Origin of the sequence: Erwinia typographi (assembly GCF_000773975.1) — a bacterium.
GTDB classification, from domain to species: domain Bacteria; phylum Pseudomonadota; class Gammaproteobacteria; order Enterobacterales; family Enterobacteriaceae; genus Erwinia; species Erwinia typographi.
Genome location: NZ_JRUQ01000041.1, coordinates 25,560 through 42,844, shown reverse-complemented (window position 1 = coordinate 42,844; position 17,285 = coordinate 25,560). Strand labels below are relative to the sequence as shown.

General features: G+C 54.0%; 13 protein-coding genes. 7 read left to right on the top strand and 6 right to left on the bottom strand.

The genetic code is table 11. The features are described from left to right. Positions 1-101: 101 nt before the first annotated feature. The gene (locus tag NG99_RS14455) at positions 102-1,250 is read right to left on the bottom strand and encodes a uroporphyrinogen decarboxylase/cobalamine-independent methonine synthase family protein (protein ID WP_084110542.1); all 1,149 of its coding nucleotides are present in this window, start codon (positions 1,248-1,250) and stop codon (positions 102-104) included. Positions 1,251-1,519: 269 nt separating this feature from the next. Between NG99_RS14455 and NG99_RS14450 the strand changes: the two genes are divergently transcribed. The 3 genes from NG99_RS14450 to NG99_RS14440 all read left to right on the top strand — a co-directional run bounded on the left by NG99_RS14450 (position 1,520) and on the right by NG99_RS14440 (position 5,534). Beyond that, positions 1,520-2,905, top strand: coding sequence for an aminotransferase class I/II-fold pyridoxal phosphate-dependent enzyme (locus NG99_RS14450; protein WP_034894216.1), 1,386 nt, complete (start codon positions 1,520-1,522; stop codon positions 2,903-2,905). Between the two features lie 35 nt (positions 2,906-2,940). After that, on the top strand, positions 2,941-4,443 hold the full coding sequence (locus NG99_RS14445) for a class I adenylate-forming enzyme family protein (RefSeq protein WP_034894214.1): 1,503 nt from the start codon (positions 2,941-2,943) through the stop codon (positions 4,441-4,443). Positions 4,444-4,568: 125 nt separating this feature from the next. Further along, positions 4,569-5,534, top strand: a complete 966-nt coding sequence (locus tag NG99_RS14440) for a DMT family transporter (protein ID WP_034894211.1) — start codon at positions 4,569-4,571, stop codon at positions 5,532-5,534. 42 nt (positions 5,535-5,576) lie between these two features. On the opposite strand, the gene NG99_RS14435 is transcribed toward NG99_RS14440, so the two are convergent. Both NG99_RS14435 and NG99_RS14430 read right to left on the bottom strand, forming a co-directional pair. After that, positions 5,577-6,455 carry a LysR family transcriptional regulator gene (locus NG99_RS14435; protein ID WP_034894209.1) on the bottom strand — a complete coding sequence of 293 codons (879 nt, stop codon included), beginning with the start codon at positions 6,453-6,455 and terminating at the stop codon, positions 5,577-5,579. A gap of 605 nt (positions 6,456-7,060) precedes the next feature. Beyond that, complete coding sequence (locus NG99_RS14430; RefSeq protein WP_034894206.1) at positions 7,061-7,597, bottom strand: single-stranded DNA-binding protein; 537 nt, start codon at positions 7,595-7,597, stop codon at positions 7,061-7,063. A gap of 303 nt (positions 7,598-7,900) precedes the next feature. Here NG99_RS14430 and uvrA point away from each other — a divergent pair, with 303 nt between their 5' ends. Both uvrA and NG99_RS14420 read left to right on the top strand, forming a co-directional pair. Next, complete coding sequence (gene uvrA / locus NG99_RS14425; protein WP_034894202.1) at positions 7,901-10,732, top strand: excinuclease ABC subunit UvrA; 2,832 nt, start codon at positions 7,901-7,903, stop codon at positions 10,730-10,732. Positions 10,733-11,035: 303 nt separating this feature from the next. Beyond that, entirely contained in the window at positions 11,036-12,094 is a 1,059-nt protein-coding gene (locus NG99_RS14420) for an NAD(P)-dependent alcohol dehydrogenase (protein WP_034894199.1), read from the top strand. 86 nt (positions 12,095-12,180) lie between these two features. On the opposite strand, the gene NG99_RS14415 is transcribed toward NG99_RS14420, so the two are convergent. Together NG99_RS14415 and NG99_RS14410 are read right to left on the bottom strand one after the other, a co-directional pair. Continuing rightward, positions 12,181-12,825: a TenA family protein gene (locus NG99_RS14415; RefSeq protein ID WP_034894196.1), complete on the bottom strand. Its 645-nt coding sequence runs from the start codon at positions 12,823-12,825 to the stop codon at positions 12,181-12,183. Then, positions 12,826-13,671 (bottom strand): BtpA/SgcQ family protein, encoded by an 846-nt coding sequence (locus NG99_RS14410; protein WP_034894192.1) that lies wholly within the window; start codon positions 13,669-13,671, stop codon positions 12,826-12,828. A 27-nt stretch (positions 13,672-13,698) separates the two neighbouring features. Here NG99_RS14410 and NG99_RS14405 point away from each other — a divergent pair, with 27 nt between their 5' ends. Then, positions 13,699-14,559: a ribokinase gene (locus NG99_RS14405; RefSeq protein WP_034894189.1), complete on the top strand. Its 861-nt coding sequence runs from the start codon at positions 13,699-13,701 to the stop codon at positions 14,557-14,559. 36 nt (positions 14,560-14,595) lie between these two features. Here the strand turns inward: NG99_RS14405 and NG99_RS14400 are convergent, their stop codons facing one another. Beyond that, positions 14,596-15,549 (bottom strand): ABC transporter substrate-binding protein, encoded by a 954-nt coding sequence (locus NG99_RS14400; protein WP_034894186.1) that lies wholly within the window; start codon positions 15,547-15,549, stop codon positions 14,596-14,598. Positions 15,550-15,912: 363 nt separating this feature from the next. On the opposite strand from NG99_RS14400, the gene NG99_RS14395 reads away from it, so the two are divergent. Beyond that, positions 15,913-16,926 (top strand): LacI family DNA-binding transcriptional regulator, encoded by a 1,014-nt coding sequence (locus tag NG99_RS14395; protein WP_408606408.1) that lies wholly within the window; start codon positions 15,913-15,915, stop codon positions 16,924-16,926. Positions 16,927-17,285: the final 359 nt, after the last annotated feature.

The following is a 17,285-nucleotide window of genomic DNA, read 5'->3' as shown; positions in this document are numbered from 1 at the left end:
TCAGCTGCTGCGCATTATCGCCATGGGCGAAGGCGCGGCGGCCTCACTGTTCGGCTTTAGTCTGGCCGATCCTGCCGTGTGGTAGCAGGATAAGGACAGTTTTAGCCCCAGAGTTTCTTGCTGGCGATATCAGCCCCGGCGCGCATAGCGCGGAACTTCTCACGTACCACGGTGGGATGCACTTCCGGTTTGTAAGTTGCCTGTGAGGAGAAACCACAGTCAGCACCCGCGATGACATTTTCTTTACCCACGCGATCGGCGAAGCGAATTAAACGTTCGGCAATCAGCTCCGGATGTTCAACGGTGTTGCTGGCGTGACAAATAACGCCGGGAATCAATCTCTTGCCTTGCGGTAATTTAACTTCTTCCCAGATGTGATATTCATGCTCATGGCGCACGTTTCCGGCCTCAAATGAATAATCAGACACGTTAATGCTCAACATGTAGCGCACAAATTCAATGAAGGGTACATCGTGGATACGCGGACCTTCGTTGATGCTGTAACAGGTGTGATAGCGGATTTTCTCAGCGGGAATACCACGAAGCGCATGATTGAGAATATCAATATATTCATTGGCTTTGGCAATGATTTGCCCGTTATTCAGCTGCGGATCGGCAAAAAGGTCAGGCAGGAAAGGATCGTCGATTTGCAGACCAAACCCGGCATCAACGATCGCCTTATATTCCACACGTAACGCCTCGGCCACAGCCGAGATGTAATCCCCTTCGCGCTCATAAAATTCATTTGTGCCAACGCCTGTCGGCGCCACAGAGGGCACAAATGCGCCGAAAGCATTGGCGGCTTTAGCGGCGTCACTCAGGTTCGTCAGATCACGTTGCAGCTGTGCCACACCATGATAGGCAATCGGGCTGGTGCAGGCGACGGGCACAAAAGGAACCAGGTTGCCGCCGAGCATCGCTTCGCCAAAATAGTGTTTGTAGTACTCAGGGAAGGCATTCACCTCGGCATCAAAGGCGCTATAGCCCTGTCCCGGCCGAGGTTCAAAACCCGCGATTCTGTCGCGAACATAAGCGAAAAAGCCGATTTTTGACATTTCACCATCTGCGACAATATCTATGCCATCGGCAACCTGCTGTTGCACGGATTCAAATACCGCGCCGCGTATCTCACTTTCCAGCTCGGCATGATTATCAGCGCCCTGGATATTGGCTTTCATTACGTCAAGAAGTTTGACCGGGCGGGCCAGGCTGCCTACGTGAGTGGTTAAGATTCGATTTTCAGCGGACACGGCGTTCTCCATGAAAAATGTGGGTTTACAAATGGAGCCGTTAGCATAAGGCATCCATCCTTCGTTTTGGTCACCCTACCTGAATACAAAATGGGAAACATGTCAAGGCAGGCCGGGAAAAGCATAAGGAATAATCGTTTCACAGCCTACCTTCAGCTGTCAGAGGCATCATCATCAACGCTGATAGCTTAATCAGAAAATACAAATATTCATTAAGGAAGGACGGAGGCATATTTCATCCACACACAGCATGATGCAGAGGAATAATAATGAACGCCAGAGTTATTAATTTGACCGGGGCTACGCCCGTTCTGAGCAAGCTGAAAGACCTCAGTGATAAAAATATTTTTTCATTTCACGCGCTCCCGATATCAAGTTATGGTAAAAGCGATGTTGTTGGTGACCCACGAGCCGCAATATCAGAATGCCATGAAGGTTCGGCCACTGGTGAACTTTTTGACAATTTTTTTTTCGCATCCGGCGTTATTTCAGAATCGCAGAAACTTACGGCCGGACTTTATAATGCTGGTGCGTCCTTCTATATTACCAGCGGAACCAGTACGGCTAACCAGATCGCCATTTCAGCCCTCTATGAAAAGGGGCTGCGCATTCTGGTTGACCGGAATTGCCACCAGTCGGTGCATTTTCACACGCAGGCCATCGGTGCAGAGGTTCACTATCTCTGCCCGGACCTCCGCACGAAGGACGGTGAAATCAGCGCATGGTCATATGATCACCTTGAACAGACCCTTCTGAACCTGCAGAGGAGCGGAAAAGCCTGCGATATGGTTATTCTCACAGCTCAGTCCTATGAAGGAATTATTTATGATATTCCCGGAGTTCTGGAGAGACTTCTGGCGAACGGCATCAACACACGTCGGTTCTTTATTGATGAAGCTTGGGGCAGCCTGAATTATTTCAGTGAAGACACCCAGCCCCTGACGGCAATGAATCTCAGTCCATTGCTGGATAAGTATCCAGATCTGGACGTTGTCTGCACCCATTCAGCTCATAAATCCCTTTTCTGCCTCCGGCAGGCTTCAATTATCCACTGCCGCGGAACCAGCACCTTGGCAGACAGAATTGAAACAGCAAAATACCGCATTCATACCACCTCACCAAGTTATCCCATCGTCGCCTCGCTCGACGCCGCGCAGGCGATGATGACCGGACACGGAAAAGCCCTTGCTGCACACTCCCGCAGACTAGTGAGTGAATTCATTACCGGTATTTCTTCGCTAAAAAGTCTGGGCGGGGAGGCGGTCTGCCGGGGAATTTTCAGCTCACACTGGCACATTCATTGCGACCCAACAAAAGTGATGCTTGACGTGTCGCCACTCGGGACAGGCGCACAGATTAAACAGCTCCTCTGCAATGAGAACATTTACGTGAAAAGATTCATTAATGACGTGCTTCTCTTTAACTTTCACATCGGTATAAATGGCCAGGCAGTTTCCACACTCCTTTATGCGCTGAATAAAATCAGTCAGGAAAAACACGGCCACATTGGTTCGAAAACGGAGGTCTCGGATAAATTCATTATTCCCTATCCTCCCGGAGTTCCACTTGTTTTTCCGGGTGAAATTATTGATAACGAAATAAGAAATAAAATTCATGAATACCGTAAAAACGGTTTTCTGATTATCGCTGCCTGAATTTACATCCCTTTTATACTCACAGGATATTTATCATGATTACGCTCAGCAGACTGAATGAGATTGCCGCCTTACACGGCAATCAGATTTGCATTACCGATGATAACAGAAAGTACACCTGGAATGAGATTGTCCGCGAGACAGAATCCCGCGTGGTATTCCTCCATCGCGCCTTCAACGAGGAGCATTTGCGCTCAGCCTGCTACCTGTCAAAAAACAGCGCAGAACTCGTCTGCTGGCTGGCGGCATTCGCCACGCTGGGCATCTCGGCCAGCGGACTGGACTACTCGCTGCCGGTAGGAACTCTCAGCGCACTAATCGGCCGGATAAGGCCCGGGCTGCTGCTTATTTCCTACAGCCTGTTTACACCCGATGAGCTCAGCAACCTGAATACCAGCGGAACCAGCATGCTGCCCATAGATTCCCCCACAGATCCAGTGATCCGCGATATCGGGGAACTGCACCTCCCCGAGCTAGACAACCTACTGTCCACGCGCACCACCCCTCCCCCCCCGTTCCGTGCAGTTTCCCTGACGTCGGGGACCAGTTCTGTACCCAAAATTGCCCTACGCTACCGCTCTTTTGATGCCCGTCGTTTCGCCTGGTTTACTCGACGATTCGGCTTCAGCGACGCGGATGGTTTCATGCTGATCCTGCCTCTTTACCATGCAGCTGGCAACAGCTGGGCACGAATGTTTATGGGACTGGGGGCCCCCTTGTATCTGGTGGATCAGGACGACGAGTCGGCCCTTGAGCGCACGCTTGCCACGGACAACGTCCGCGCCACGGTGATGACGCCAAATCTGGTTGTCAGGATGACGGGCCTTGCCAGCCGGAAAGCCTTCTGCCATCACCTGCGGTGGGTGCTCGTTGGTGGCAGTTATTTCCCGATGAAAAACAAGCTAGTCGCCCGCGCCGCCTTCGGGGATATTTTCTATGAATACTACGGCTGTACGGAAACTGGAGTAAACGTACTGTCAGAGCCGACAGACCTGCTGGCCTGCCCTGCGAGCGTGGGCCGCCCCTTTGATGGTAACCGGGTGATGATCCTTGATGAGGGCAATAGACCGCTCGGAACCGGAGCAAAAGGCAGGGTGGCAATCTCCAGCTATATGCTCATGGATGAGTACGGTGACGGAAGCAGACCGTTCATCACGATCGGGGATGAACGCTACTTCCTGATGGCCGATTACGGTTATCTTGATGACAGTGGCAGACTGTTCCTGATGAACCGCAACGGTGAAATCCGTGACACCCATGATGTTTACCGCATTGAGGAAAATATCCGCTCACTGCCCTGTATCACGGACGTGGCCCTGGTCACCGTACAACTTCAGGGAGAAAATCACGTCCGATGTATATTTAGCACCGACCAATACAGCAAAGAGAAATTCATCCGATTGATTGAAAAAATAAATGAGCAGGTCGCAAAAAATGGCGTCATTCATTTCTCCGCTCACAGGGTGGATAAAATACCCTACAGCCCGAGCGGAAAAGTCCGCTTCGGTGAAATCATCCGTATTCTGGAGGCGGCATAAATAGCCGGTATCAATATTCCTGATACCGAAATAAAAACCTATGAATAGTTATTCTGTTCCCCCTGTGAAAATATAAATACACAATATCTGCAATGATTTTCTGACTATAAAAGGAAGGCGACTCAATGAATATTTATCTGAAAGGGCTGCTCTGCTGCCTGCTGGCGACGGTGTCATGGGGTGCCATGTTTCCCGTTATGACATCCGCCCTTACCCGGATCGATCCATTTAATTTTACGACGCTTCGTTACGGTATTGCTGGCATCGCTTTCGCACTGCTACTGCTGTTTCGCGAGGGGCTCCCAGCCTTCCGATTGCAGGGAGAACGTTGGGGACTGGCCTGGGTATTTGGGACACTGGGGTTCGCCGGGTTTGGTTTCCTGGTGTTCCTCGGTCAGCATCTTGCCGGGCCGGGCGGAGCACTGACCGCATCCATCATGATGGCTACCATGCCGATGCTGGGCCTCCTCACTATTTGGGCGCTGAAAAAGGTCCGCCCGCGGGCCAGCACCTTCGGGTTTATCCTGCTGTCCTTTAGCGGCGTAGTGCTGGTCATCACCAACGGTAACATAGCGGCAGTGCTGCACTCTCCGGTCAGTCTGACAGCCAACCTGCTGCTGATTGCTGGCGCACTCTGCTGGGTTTTGTATACCATCGGCGGAAGCTATTTCCCGGACTGGAGCCCGCTACGCTACACCACGCTGACCACGCTGCTGGGTATGATAAGCGTGGCCGCCACGGATCTGCTGCTGCTGGCAACAGGCATCATTGCAGTCCCGAATATCGCCACGATCACATCAGTGATTCCGCACCTGCTTTATATGGCACTGGTTGCCGGACTGATGGCGGTACTGTGTTGGAACATCGGTAATCGTATCGTCACACCCACCAACGGCGTGCTCTTTATGGACGTTGTTCCCGTGACAGCCTTTATTGTCTCGGCACTGAACGGCGTGGTGCCGACACAGGTACAGATTGCTGGTGCCGCAATCACTGCCACGGCGCTGGTGCTCAACAACCTCAGCCAGCGTAAGCTGACCCGGCAGGCCATACAGGCCGCGGTACTGAAAACCGCTATCGCCCGCAAGTGAGCCCCGTCCGGCCCTCTCCATGAAGGGGGGCTGTAAAAAGTCTCAGCCGGGAACCTGCCAGATATCCCTCACTGTATCGATCAGCGCGGCCACGACGGGAGAAGTTTCTTTCTCACGATCCCAGAGAAAACAGAGCTGGCTTACCGTTTTATCCCCAGGCCAGATATACAGCTCTTCATTATCCTGAAGGACCTGGGCAATATCCTCGCGCATGAGAGTGATACCGGCCTCCAGGGCGACCAGTTCAGCCAGCGTTTTTTCCTGATCGGCGACGATGGCTGGCTGTACACTCACTCCGTGACTCTTCAAAAAATCCCGCGTGATGGTGCTGAAAGAACACTTTTCCGGCGTAACAATCCAGGGGAACTCCTGAAGTTGCCCCCATCCGGCAGCCTCAAGCCGTGTCTTCCAGGCCCAGGGACCGACTATGCACAGGGTGATTGGTGAGATCGTAATCGCGCCCAGCCGGGCTTCATTCACCTCCCCGATGATGAAGCCCGCATCCAGCTCTCCGGCGAGCAAACTGTCAATGATATGACCGGAAATATTCTGCCTGATCGTCAGACTGACGTTTTGGTGCCGCTGACGCAGCTGGGAGAGCACCAGCGGCAGGTTGAGGATCACGGGGACGGAGATGGTTCCGAGCGCGCAGGTCCCGGACGCGTGAAGCGAACGGGCCCGACTCACAAATTTGCTGGCGGCGTCAAGCGCGAGACTAGCTTCGTCCCGCATGATCAGACCGGATGAGGTAAGCTCCATGCCGCGCGGCGTACGCCTGAAAAGCCTGACATTGAATTCCGTCTCAAGCGACTTGATATGGGCGCTCACCGCTGGCTGGCTAAGAAAAAGAAGGCGGGCCGCTCGGGTCAGGCTCGCCGTTTCTGCGACGGTAACAAATGTTCTAAGCTGGTTTAGATCCATTGAGTTTCCTGCCTCATTCGGTTGAAAAATGCATAAGCCATTTTCACCAGGCTGTACTTACATTAATCATTATTCTCTTACGTTTCTATGCACGATGCATAAATCCTTCACTGTGACCGAAGGACCGAACCCGAAACATACACACGGCACACGCACCCAGATCCGGATCGTCCTTTTTCTGGATAGCCGGGTTTTAACAAATGAAGTGGACGCTATACAGGAGTCGTTGTCAAAATGAAATATATAAACGCAGGATTTTTGCTTTTGATCAATATTGCTTGACCTGCCGCCAGTATTAGATACAACCGTCAGTTAGTAATATCGGTTTATTGTCTGATGCAATATGAGAAGTCTAACGGCATGCAGTAACAGCGAGGGTTATCTATTAGTCCGGTATCTCATTATCGTCGACAAACATGGGGGGCTCTCTCCACCAGAAAAATTGAATGGTTAACCTTGCCCATTACCGACGCCAGACATAATTAATAAAATTGTTATGTAATCGAGCCAGGATAATTCAGAAGTCCTACTCAACATCTGAAAAAAACCTCCGATAAATCGGAGGTTTATAATGGAATAATTGACGATTTTATCTTAGGTCGACTTTAGAACGGAATATCGTCGTCGAAGTCCATTGGCGGCTCGTTGTTCGCCGGTGCGCTGTTCTGCTGAGGCTGTGCCTGCGGACGAGACTGCTGTCCGCCGCTGAACTGGCTGCCGCCGCCCTGCGGCTGCTGCGGCTGGCCCCAACCGTTGTTGTTGCCCTGCCCGCCGCCTGCCTGCGCGCCGCCCTGACGGCCACCCAGCATCTGCATGGTGCCGCCAATGTTGACCACTACTTCGGTCGTGTATTTCTCAACGCCAGCCTGATCGGTCCATTTACGGGTTTGCAGCGCGCCTTCAATATACACCTGAGAGCCTTTACGCAAGTATTCGGCCGCGACTTCCGCCAGTTTGCCAAACAGCACTACGCGGTGCCATTCGGTTTTTTCTTTGGTTTCGCCGGTCTGCTTGTCACGCCAGCTTTCGGACGTGGCCAGGGTGATGTTGGCAACGGCGCCGCCATTTGGCATGTAGCGAACTTCCGGGTCTTGACCCAGGTTGCCCACCAGGATCACTTTGTTTACGCCTCTGCTGGCCATGTTCGTGTCTCCGATAATTGTTCTGCTTTAAGTCTAAGCTGGAAATTCTAGCATGACACACCCTTAGATCCTACTTTCAGATCGGCCTCGCAAAGGGTTTATCTGGCTTACAGCGTTGCGGCTCGCGGCCTGAGAAGGATCGAGAATTTTTACGCTCGGCAACCGGACCGGCTCCTTAGCCTGCCGTGCTATTGCGGCAAAACACTGTATATCCATTCAGGTTATTTTGTGCCATAATAACAGGCTTCATTCTGACCATGCCGGGCAGGTATGGTGAGGTCTGTGTTAATCCGGGAAATGTGAATGGATAAGATCGAAGTACGGGGTGCCCGCACCCATAATTTGAAAAATATCAGCCTGATCATCCCTCGCGACAAACTGATCGTTGTCACCGGCCTGTCAGGTTCCGGTAAGTCTTCGCTGGCGTTTGACACACTCTACGCCGAAGGGCAGCGCCGCTATGTGGAGTCTCTCTCCGCCTATGCGCGCCAGTTTCTCTCCCTGATGGAGAAGCCGGACGTCGATCATATAGAAGGGTTGTCGCCCGCTATCTCGATCGAGCAGAAATCAACTTCACACAACCCGCGCTCCACCGTGGGCACCATCACCGAGATTCACGACTACCTGCGCCTGCTGTTTGCCCGCGTGGGTGAGCCTCGCTGCCCGGATCACGACGTGCCGCTGGCCGCGCAGACCGTCAGCCAGATGGTGGATAACGTGCTGGCGCAGCCAGAGGGCCGCAGGCTGATGCTGCTGGCGCCGATCGTCAAAGAGCGTAAGGGCGAACACACCAAAACGCTGGAGAACCTGGCCTCGCAGGGCTATATCCGCGCCCGTATCGATGGCGAAGTGTGCGATCTGTCGGATCCGCCGAAGCTGGAGCTACAAAAGAAGCACACCATTGAAGTGGTGGTCGATCGTTTCAAAGTCCGGGAAGATCTCCAGCAGAGGCTGGCCGAATCGTTTGAAACGGCGCTGGAGCTCTCCGGCGGAACGGCCGTCGTGGCGGATATGGATGATGAAGCGGCGGAAGAGCTGCTGTTCTCCGCTAACTTTGCCTGCCCAATCTGCGGCTACAGCATGAGCGAGCTGGAACCGCGCCTGTTCTCGTTTAACAATCCGGCAGGTGCCTGTCCAACCTGCGACGGCCTCGGCGTGCAGCAGTATTTCGACCCCGACCGCGTGGTGCAAAACCCCGAGCTGTCGCTGGCGGGCGGCGCTATTCGCGGCTGGGATCGCCGCAACTTCTACTATTTCCAGATGCTGCGCTCACTGTCAGAGCACCTGAAATTTGATATTGAAGCGCCGTTTGACTCGCTGAATGAACACACGCGTCAGGTGATCCTGTACGGCTCCGGCAAAGAAAACATTGAATTTAAGTACATTAACGATCGCGGCGATACGTCCGTTCGCCGCCATCCGTTCGAAGGCGTGCTGCACAATATGGAGCGCCGCTATAAGGAAACCGAATCTTCCGCCGTGCGCGAAGATCTGGCGAAATTTATCAGCAACCGTTCGTGCACCAGCTGCCACGGCACGCGCCTGAAGCGCGAAGCGCGCCATGTGTTTGTGGAAAACACCACGCTGCCGACCATTGCGGATATGAGCATCGGCCATGCGCTGGAATTTTTCCATAACATGAAGCTGAGCGGCCAGCGGGCGCAGATCGCCGAGAAAGTGCTGAAAGAGATTGGCGACCGCCTGAGGTTCCTGGTCAACGTCGGCCTGAACTACCTTTCGATGTCCCGATCCGCAGACACCCTGTCCGGCGGGGAAGCGCAGCGCATTCGTCTGGCAAGCCAGATCGGCGCCGGACTGGTCGGCGTAATGTACGTGCTGGACGAACCGTCGATTGGCCTGCATCAGCGCGATAACGAACGCCTGCTGGAAACGCTGATCCACCTGCGTAACCTTGGCAACACGGTAATCGTGGTCGAACACGATGAGGATGCGATCCGGGCCGCCGACCATGTGATCGATATTGGTCCCGGTGCCGGCGTGCACGGCGGTCAGGTAGTGGCCGAAGGCACCGTTGACGATATCATGGCGGTGGAAGAGTCCCTTACCGGCCAGTTTCTCAGCGGCAAACGCGGCATTGCTATTCCGAAAGAGCGCGTAAAGGCCGATCCGGGCAAAGTGCTGAAGCTGTCGGGCGCGAAGGGTAACAACCTGAAGGATGTCACGCTGACGCTGCCGGTTGGGTTGTTCAGCTGCATTACCGGCGTGTCCGGCTCGGGTAAATCAACGCTGATAAACGATACGCTGTTCCCGATTGCCCAGCGCCAGCTTAACGGCGCGACCATTGCCGAAGCCGCGCCCTATCGCGAAATCACCGGTATGGAACACTTCGATAAAGTGATCGATATCGACCAGAGCCCAATTGGCCGCACGCCGCGATCTAACCCGGCGACCTACACCGGCATCTTCACCCCGGTGCGCGAGCTGTTTGCTGGCGTTCCCGAATCGCGCGCGCGGGGCTATACCCCGGGCCGCTTCAGCTTTAACGTGCGTGGCGGCCGCTGCGAGGCCTGCCAGGGCGACGGCGTGATCAAGGTTGAGATGCACTTCCTGCCCGATATCTACGTGCCCTGCGATCAGTGCAAGGGCAAGCGCTATAACCGCGAAACGCTGGAAGTGAAGTACAAAGGTAAAAGCATCCATGAAGTGCTGGAAATGACTATTGAAGAAGCGCGTGAGTTCTTCGATGCCGTTCCGGCGCTGGCGCGTAAGCTGCAAACGCTGATGGAAGTCGGCCTTTCGTACATTCGTTTGGGCCAGGCGGCGACCACGCTTTCCGGCGGCGAGGCCCAGCGCGTGAAGCTGGCGCGCGAGCTGTCCAAACGCGGCACGGGCCAGACGCTGTATATTCTGGATGAACCGACGACCGGCCTGCATTTCGCGGATATTCAGCAACTGCTGCAAGTGCTGCATCAACTGCGCGACCAGGGCAACACCATCGTGGTGATTGAGCACAACCTTGATGTGATCAAAACCGCCGACTGGATTGTTGATCTGGGGCCGGAAGGGGGCAGCGGCGGCGGTCAAATCCTCGTATCAGGTACGCCAGAAACGGTGGCGATGTGCAAAGAGTCGCATACTGCACGTTTCCTGAAACCGTTGCTGAATCTCGACTAAGATTAATGGGCGGAGACATCCGCCCTTTTTATTACGCGTCTGAAGAGCGCGGTATCGTGCGCTTCAGGTAACCTGATAAAGTCCTTTCGCTTCAACAAATCACCTTGTTTTTCCCGTTCTTTTTGTCGCTTCAGAGAAATTTATGCAGGATCAGGCAAGATTTAAACAGGTTCCGGCATACCCGCTTTGCGTTTAGCTAACTATCCTTAGTGTTCTCTGATGCTACTCAGATTCTGTCGGCTTGCTCCGGCAGAACATCCCCAAAGCATTACGTTCAAGACATTTTCAATGACTGGAGATACCATGAATATTACCCATGCCTATGCCGCACAGGACGCAAAATCAAAGCTGGCCCCGTTTGAGTACCAGCCGCGCGAACTGCGTGAACACGATGTCCAGATTGAAGTGATGTACTGCGGCGTTTGCCACTCTGACCTTCACCAGGCCCGCAACGAGTGGAAAAATACCGTTTTTCCTGTCGTCCCTGGCCATGAAATTGTTGGCCGCGTAACCGCCGTTGGCGGTCATACCCATAAATATAAAGTTGGCGATATCGTTGGCGTTGGCTGTCTGGTTGACTCCTGCCGCGAGTGTGACAGCTGTAAAGAAGATCTTGAGCAGTACTGTGAGAACGGTTTTACCGGCACTTATAACGGCCAGGATCGCGTTACTGGCGAGATCACCTACGGCGGCTACTCAACCCAGGTCATCGTTAACGAAGACTTCGTGCTGCGTATCCCGGAAAATCTGGACCCGGCAGGCGCCGCACCGCTGCTGTGTGCCGGTATCACCACCTTCTCTCCGCTGCACCACTGGAAAGTTGGTCCTGGCAAGAAAGTTGGCATCGTCGGTCTGGGCGGTCTGGGTCATATGGGCGTGAAAATCGCGCACGCAATGGGCGCGCACGTCGTGCTGTTCACCACCTCGCCTTCCAAGATTGAAGATGGCAAGCGTCTGGGTGCCGATGAAGTGGTGATTTCCAAAGATGCTGAGCAGATGGCGCAGCATACCAACACCTTCGACTTCATTCTGAACACCGTTGCGGCTCAGCACGATCTCGATCAGTTCATCACCCTGCTGCGTCGCGATGGCACCATGACGCTGGTTGGCGTTCCTGAACATTCCCATCCGTCACCGCAGGTGTTTAACCTGATCTTTAAGCGCCGTAGCATTGCCGGTTCCCTGATCGGCGGCATCAAAGAAACCCAGGAAATGCTGGATTTCTGCGGCAAGCATAATCTCACCTCCGATATTGAGATGATCAAAATGGATGAGATCAACGAAGCCTATGAACGTATGCTGAAAAGCGACGTGAAATACCGCTTTGTCATCGACATCGACACGCTGCGCGCGGCTGGTTAAGACCTTCAGGGTTACCTGATGCTTCTCAGGTAGCGCAGTCACGACCCTCAGGGCGGAAACTCTTTTCCGCCCTTTTTTCTGCACGGTTATTCAGGATAGGCCGCGCTATGGAAATCAATTTCCCACTTCAGCACCTTGCCATAAAGCGCTGAGAGAGTAAGCTTCTGCTCTGAGCTCAAGGCTGACGCACAGCGATCCAACTCGGTCTTTAGCCAGCTGGCCTGCTGATAAAACTCCTCTTCGGCATGAAGCTCCACCCAGCGGCGCAGATCCTCATCACTCTGAGTATTAAGGCTGACGCGTTTGCACCAGTGGTAATACATCCATTCTGCGCCAAACATCAGCGTGACGATCTCCTCATAGCTGCCGCTCTGCGCCACGTTTAACATCCCGTCACGAAAGCGCCTGACGCCCGGCAGATCGTCCGGATAGTCGACAGAATCTATCCCACGTTTAGCCAGCACCGTTTCAAACCAGGCGATTTGCGTATCTACCAGCGCATTGAGCACGCCAATCAGCCAGCGCTGCTGGCGGATATCGGGCGCTTTGCTAACGCCAAGCGCAAATATAGCAATGGCGGTGGCAACAAAATTACCTTCGAACACCAGGTAGCGGTTGAATACCTCCTGCGGCAAGACGTCCTGCTCAATCTCGCAGACGAAACGGTGCTGCTGCATCGCCTGCCAGGCACCCTGATGCTCGCGCAGCAGACGATCGCTGAAAGCTTCCATCTATTCAGCCTCCAGCGCGGAACGGGCCGCCGCCATAAAATGCTGCACGCGGGCGAGTTCAACCTCATTCCACCAGACGCCATCAACTTTCAGCGCGCTGGCGACAATCACCCCCTGAGTCCGCGACAGGATCTGCCCAACGTTGTCCGGCGTCACGCCCGATCCCACCAGCAGCGGCAGCTCGGTTGCGCCACGAATTTCATCAATCTCACCCAGCGTTGCGCTATCACCGGTGCGCTGCCCGGTGGCGATCACCGCGTCGGCTTCAAAAAAATCCACGTCGCGCGTCAGTTCCTGAATCGACCGGTCGGCGACAATCGCATGGCTGCCGTGCTTTACATGGCTGTCGGCAAAAACCCGGATGTGATCGGCGCGCAGCTGGTTGCGGTAGCGCAGCGCCTTAGCCGCCGCCCCTTCGATAAAACCTTCATTGGCGATGTAGGCATTGGCCCACTGGTTAACCCGCACAAAATCCGCGCCGCCTGCCAGCGCGGTAGCCAGAGCAGGAATAGCGGCATTCGCCAGCACGTTAATCCCCAGCGGCACGTTAAACCGGGTGCGGACTTTATCAGTAATCACCGCCATCAGCGCCGCTGTTTCAGGGCCGATATCTTCAGGTTTAGAAAAGGGAATATCGCCATGATTTTCAATTATCAAACCATGAACGCCGCCAGAAATATAATTATCCGCATCACGAATCGCCCGTTCAATTATATCCCCCACCGATCTACCACGGTATTTTGGCGAGCCGGGAAACGGGTCACAATGAATAACGCCAATAACTGCCTTCTTACGTGAAAAAATAGCTTGTATTGCGTCTGTTTTTTCTGCTGATATAGAAACCATCTTATTCATCCTGTTCAAGGAAACACTATGCGTGTTTATGTCACCGGTAATATCGCCGTCGATGAAACCTGGGCGATACCCGATATTCCCACGAAAGGCTCATCCATTCATGGCAATAAAACGTCACAAGATATCGGTGGCAAAGGAGCCAATCAGGCAATTTTACTTTCCCGCTGCGGCGTAGAGACGGTGCTCATCGCCGCGGTCGGAAATGACAGTAATGGCCGCTGGATCAGAGAGAAAATGCGTGCTGAACCGCTGCGGCTGTTGCCGGATTTTTTATTCCCCTGTCACAGTGATACCTCAATTATTTTCAATAGCGCGGACGGTGATAATGCCATTATCACCACCACCGTTGCCGCTGATTCTCTGGGACTGCCTGATATTACTCAGGCCCTGACCGACGCGGCGCCCGGCGATGTCTTATTGCAGCAGGGGAATTTCTCGCTGGAAAAGACCCGCAGCCTGTTCGAACTGGCCAAATCTCGCGGAATGACCACTGTTTTTAACCCCTCGCCGGTGAAATCTGGCTTTGCTCAGCTCTGGCCTCTGGTGGATATTGCCATTCTGAACCAGCATGAAGCGGCGCTGCTCAGGCCCGCTGGCGTAAAAATGTTAGTGGTTACTCACGGTGCTCAGGGTGCCTGGCTGAATACCCTTGATACTCAACGCTTTTGCCCAGCAACATCCGCCGCCGTGGTCGACACCACTGGCGCGGGAGATACCTTTCTCGCCGTGATGCTCGCCTCCGCCCTGCTACGCGAAACTCAGATAGACGAGTTAGCACTTACTCACGCCAGCAAGGCCGCTGCTATTACCGTCAGCCGACCGGGCACCTTCAGCGCCTTTCCAAAAGCAGCGGAGCTCAGCGCGTTACTGCACGGCTAAACAGAGCGGCCCACCCATTTGGGCGGGCCGTCGCGGTTATTTAAACAGCGGACGATAAGGGTCAACGTTCTCCTTAGTGACCACGGTAGCAGGCACCAGAATTCTCTTCGCTACGGTTTTTCCTGCGGTAATGTCATTAAGCGCTTTTAACGCTTCTTCACCCATTTTTTCGGGGTCCTGTTGCAGTACTGCCGCCACGAAGCCGCCGTCGATTCCGCTAATCGCTTTTGCCGTCAGATCCCAGCCAAAGACTTTAATATCTTTCTGCCGCCCCTGATTTTCCACCGCCGCGATAGCCCCCAGCAACGCTGGCTCGCCGGTGGCGTAAATAGCCGTTAAGTCAGGGTTGCCGGTGATCAGGTTTTCCGCCGCCGTCATGGCGTTATCCTGAATATTACGGCCATCCACTACGTCGGCGACGGTGATCTGCTTATTGGTTTTTATCGTCTCTTCAAACCCTTTCTGACGATCGTTCTGGATAGCCGAGTTCAGCGCGCCGACAATGCCAACGCGGGCCTTGCCGTCACTATTTTTCTTAACGTAATCAAGGAAGTATTTACCAAGAATTTTACCGCCTTCAATGTTGTCCACGCCAACCTGCGCCGCCTGCGGCCCGTCAGGCAGCACCGCATCAATAGCGATAACCGGGATCTTCGCCTTAGCCGCTTCGGCAATGGCCGGCATGATGCCGTTGACGTCAATCGCATCAACCAGAATGCCTTTCACGCCCTGCTGAATATAGTTTTCAATGGCGTCATTCTGCGCTACCGGATTATCCGTAGCGTTAAAGACCACCAGATCTTTACCGCTGGCCTTCGCGGCGTCCTGCGCCCCTTTATTCATCAGGTTAAAAAACAGCGCCTGCTGGTTAATCTGCACTAAAGCATAAGTGGGGGCCGCAGCAACGGCCGACGCTATATAGCTGCCTGAAGCCAGTAATGCCGTTGCCAGCGCGACAATACGCAATTTCCCGGTGTTAAATAACATCATCAGAGTCCTCAGTGGGATTGAGTGATAACCAGCGTAGCCATAGCGTAAAATACGCCTGGCGGAGTTATTGTTGGCGGGGCAAATAGTCGCGTGGTGATAACGCTCTGCGAAAATAAGCAGAGGGGTCAATCGATGCCGGGAAAAAACATTTTTGCAGCCGGTCCGTTTCGGCGCGTTGATAAAATGCTCTTTAGCGGTTGGGAATCTGTTCCCGGATAATGCAGGTAAACTGCCTATTACAATTCTCCGTTGGCGTTTTTTTGTCAAGCGCTATTTTTCAGCCGACTAAACGGTATAAAAAAGTGGTATAACAGCGGCGCTTAACTATGTTACAGATACCTCTCTTTCTCTGATGTGGCCCGCATGATGATAAAAAAACGCGTTCTGCTCTCCGATGTGGCAACCCTGGCTGGTCTGTCCAAAGCGACGGTTTCCCGCTACATGAATAACAGCATCGTGCTGCCGCAGGAGACCATCACGCGTATCGAAACCGCCATTGCCCAACTGGATTATCGCGGCAACAGCCTGGCTCGTCGGTTGAGCAAGGGCGGCAGCGAAACGCTGGGGCTGGTGCTGCCGGATATCACCAACCCCTTTTTTGCCGAGCTGGCCGATGCCGCAGAAGAAGCCGCCTTCGAACATGGCTATAGCCTGGTGCTGTGTATCACCCGCAATAATCCGGAGAAAGAGAGCCAGTTTATTCGCTGGCTGGATACCTGTCAGGTGGACGGCCTGCTTTTCACCACCAACCGGCCCGATAACGGCCTGTTACGTAAAGAGATTCAGCGCCACCAGCGCATCGTACTGCTGGATGAAGATATTCCCGGCAGCCAGGCGCCGAAGGTTTTTGCCGATAACGTTCAGGGCGGCATGATGGCGACTCAGCAACTGATTGCGGCCGGACATCGGCACATCGCCTTTATCGGCGGCCCGGACGAACTGATGAGCGTGCGTGAGCGCTATCAGGGATTTTGCACCGCGCTGGCGCAGGCCGGATTGCACTGTCCTGCGGAATGGGTGATGTATGGAGACTATCAGCGCGAGTTTGGTCAGCAGGCCCTGCGCCAGCTGTTCAGCCACGATCGGCGGCCAACGGCGGTGTTTGCCGCCAGCGATTTTCTGGTCCTCGGGCTGCTGGATGGCCTGCGCGAGCTGGGGCTGCACGCCCCGCAGGATCTCTCGCTGGTAGGGTTTGATGATGCCAGCTACGCCAATTTCACCCAGCCCCGCATCTCGACTATCCGCCAGCCCGCGCGGGAACTGGGCAGAACCGCCGTCAGCCTGATGCTGCGCCTGCTGAGCGGCGAGGAAAATGTCCCTGCTGAAATCCGCCTGCCGGTGACCTGGATCGGCAGAGATTCCATTCAGTCTCGCTAAGCCCCCCAAAATGGCGCAGTAATCGCACAATAATGGCGCAAAAAAGAGTCAACCGCTAAGTCTGGCGGCCCGATAAGTAAACCGGTTTACCGATACATTTAAAATGATCATCTGCAATAACAGTCAGTTAGAAATCTCTGCTCCCCTCTCATTGCCTGCCTGGCATGGAAGCTGCTTTATCGGTAGCGGCGAACAAATAAGTTAGCGTTTTGTCCCGATGTGCACTGGAGACGGTTCCCCTGTTCAGGTAAACCGGTTTACAAGATGTGAACCGCAAACGGGGGAACATTTTTCTGCCATCACCGTCCTCACAGCCGATGTCTGGCGATGGGAGTCTACGATGCAACAGCCACAGCCCG

Excerpts from the sequence above, each read along its gene's own strand:
- NG99_RS14440 (WP_034894211.1), top strand. The coding sequence starts at position 4,569 with ATGAATATTTATCTGAAAGGGCTGCTCTGCTGCCTGCTGGCGACGGTG.
- NG99_RS14405 (WP_034894189.1), top strand. The coding sequence starts at position 13,699 with ATGCGTGTTTATGTCACCGGTAATATCGCCGTCGATGAAACCTGGGCG.
- NG99_RS14395 (WP_408606408.1), top strand. The coding sequence starts at position 15,913 with ATGATGATAAAAAAACGCGTTCTGCTCTCCGATGTGGCAACCCTGGCT.
- uvrA (WP_034894202.1), top strand. The coding sequence starts at position 7,901 with ATGGATAAGATCGAAGTACGGGGTGCCCGCACCCATAATTTGAAAAAT.
- NG99_RS14445 (WP_034894214.1), top strand. The coding sequence starts at position 2,941 with ATGATTACGCTCAGCAGACTGAATGAGATTGCCGCCTTACACGGCAAT.
- NG99_RS14415 (WP_034894196.1), bottom strand. The coding sequence starts at position 12,825 with ATGGAAGCTTTCAGCGATCGTCTGCTGCGCGAGCATCAGGGTGCCTGG.
- NG99_RS14420 (WP_034894199.1), top strand. The coding sequence starts at position 11,036 with ATGAATATTACCCATGCCTATGCCGCACAGGACGCAAAATCAAAGCTG.
- NG99_RS14430 (WP_034894206.1), bottom strand. The coding sequence starts at position 7,597 with ATGGCCAGCAGAGGCGTAAACAAAGTGATCCTGGTGGGCAACCTGGGT.
- NG99_RS14450 (WP_034894216.1), top strand. The coding sequence starts at position 1,520 with ATGAACGCCAGAGTTATTAATTTGACCGGGGCTACGCCCGTTCTGAGC.
- NG99_RS14435 (WP_034894209.1), bottom strand. The coding sequence starts at position 6,455 with ATGGATCTAAACCAGCTTAGAACATTTGTTACCGTCGCAGAAACGGCG.
- NG99_RS14410 (WP_034894192.1), bottom strand. The coding sequence starts at position 13,671 with ATGGTTTCTATATCAGCAGAAAAAACAGACGCAATACAAGCTATTTTT.
- NG99_RS14400 (WP_034894186.1), bottom strand. The coding sequence starts at position 15,549 with ATGATGTTATTTAACACCGGGAAATTGCGTATTGTCGCGCTGGCAACG.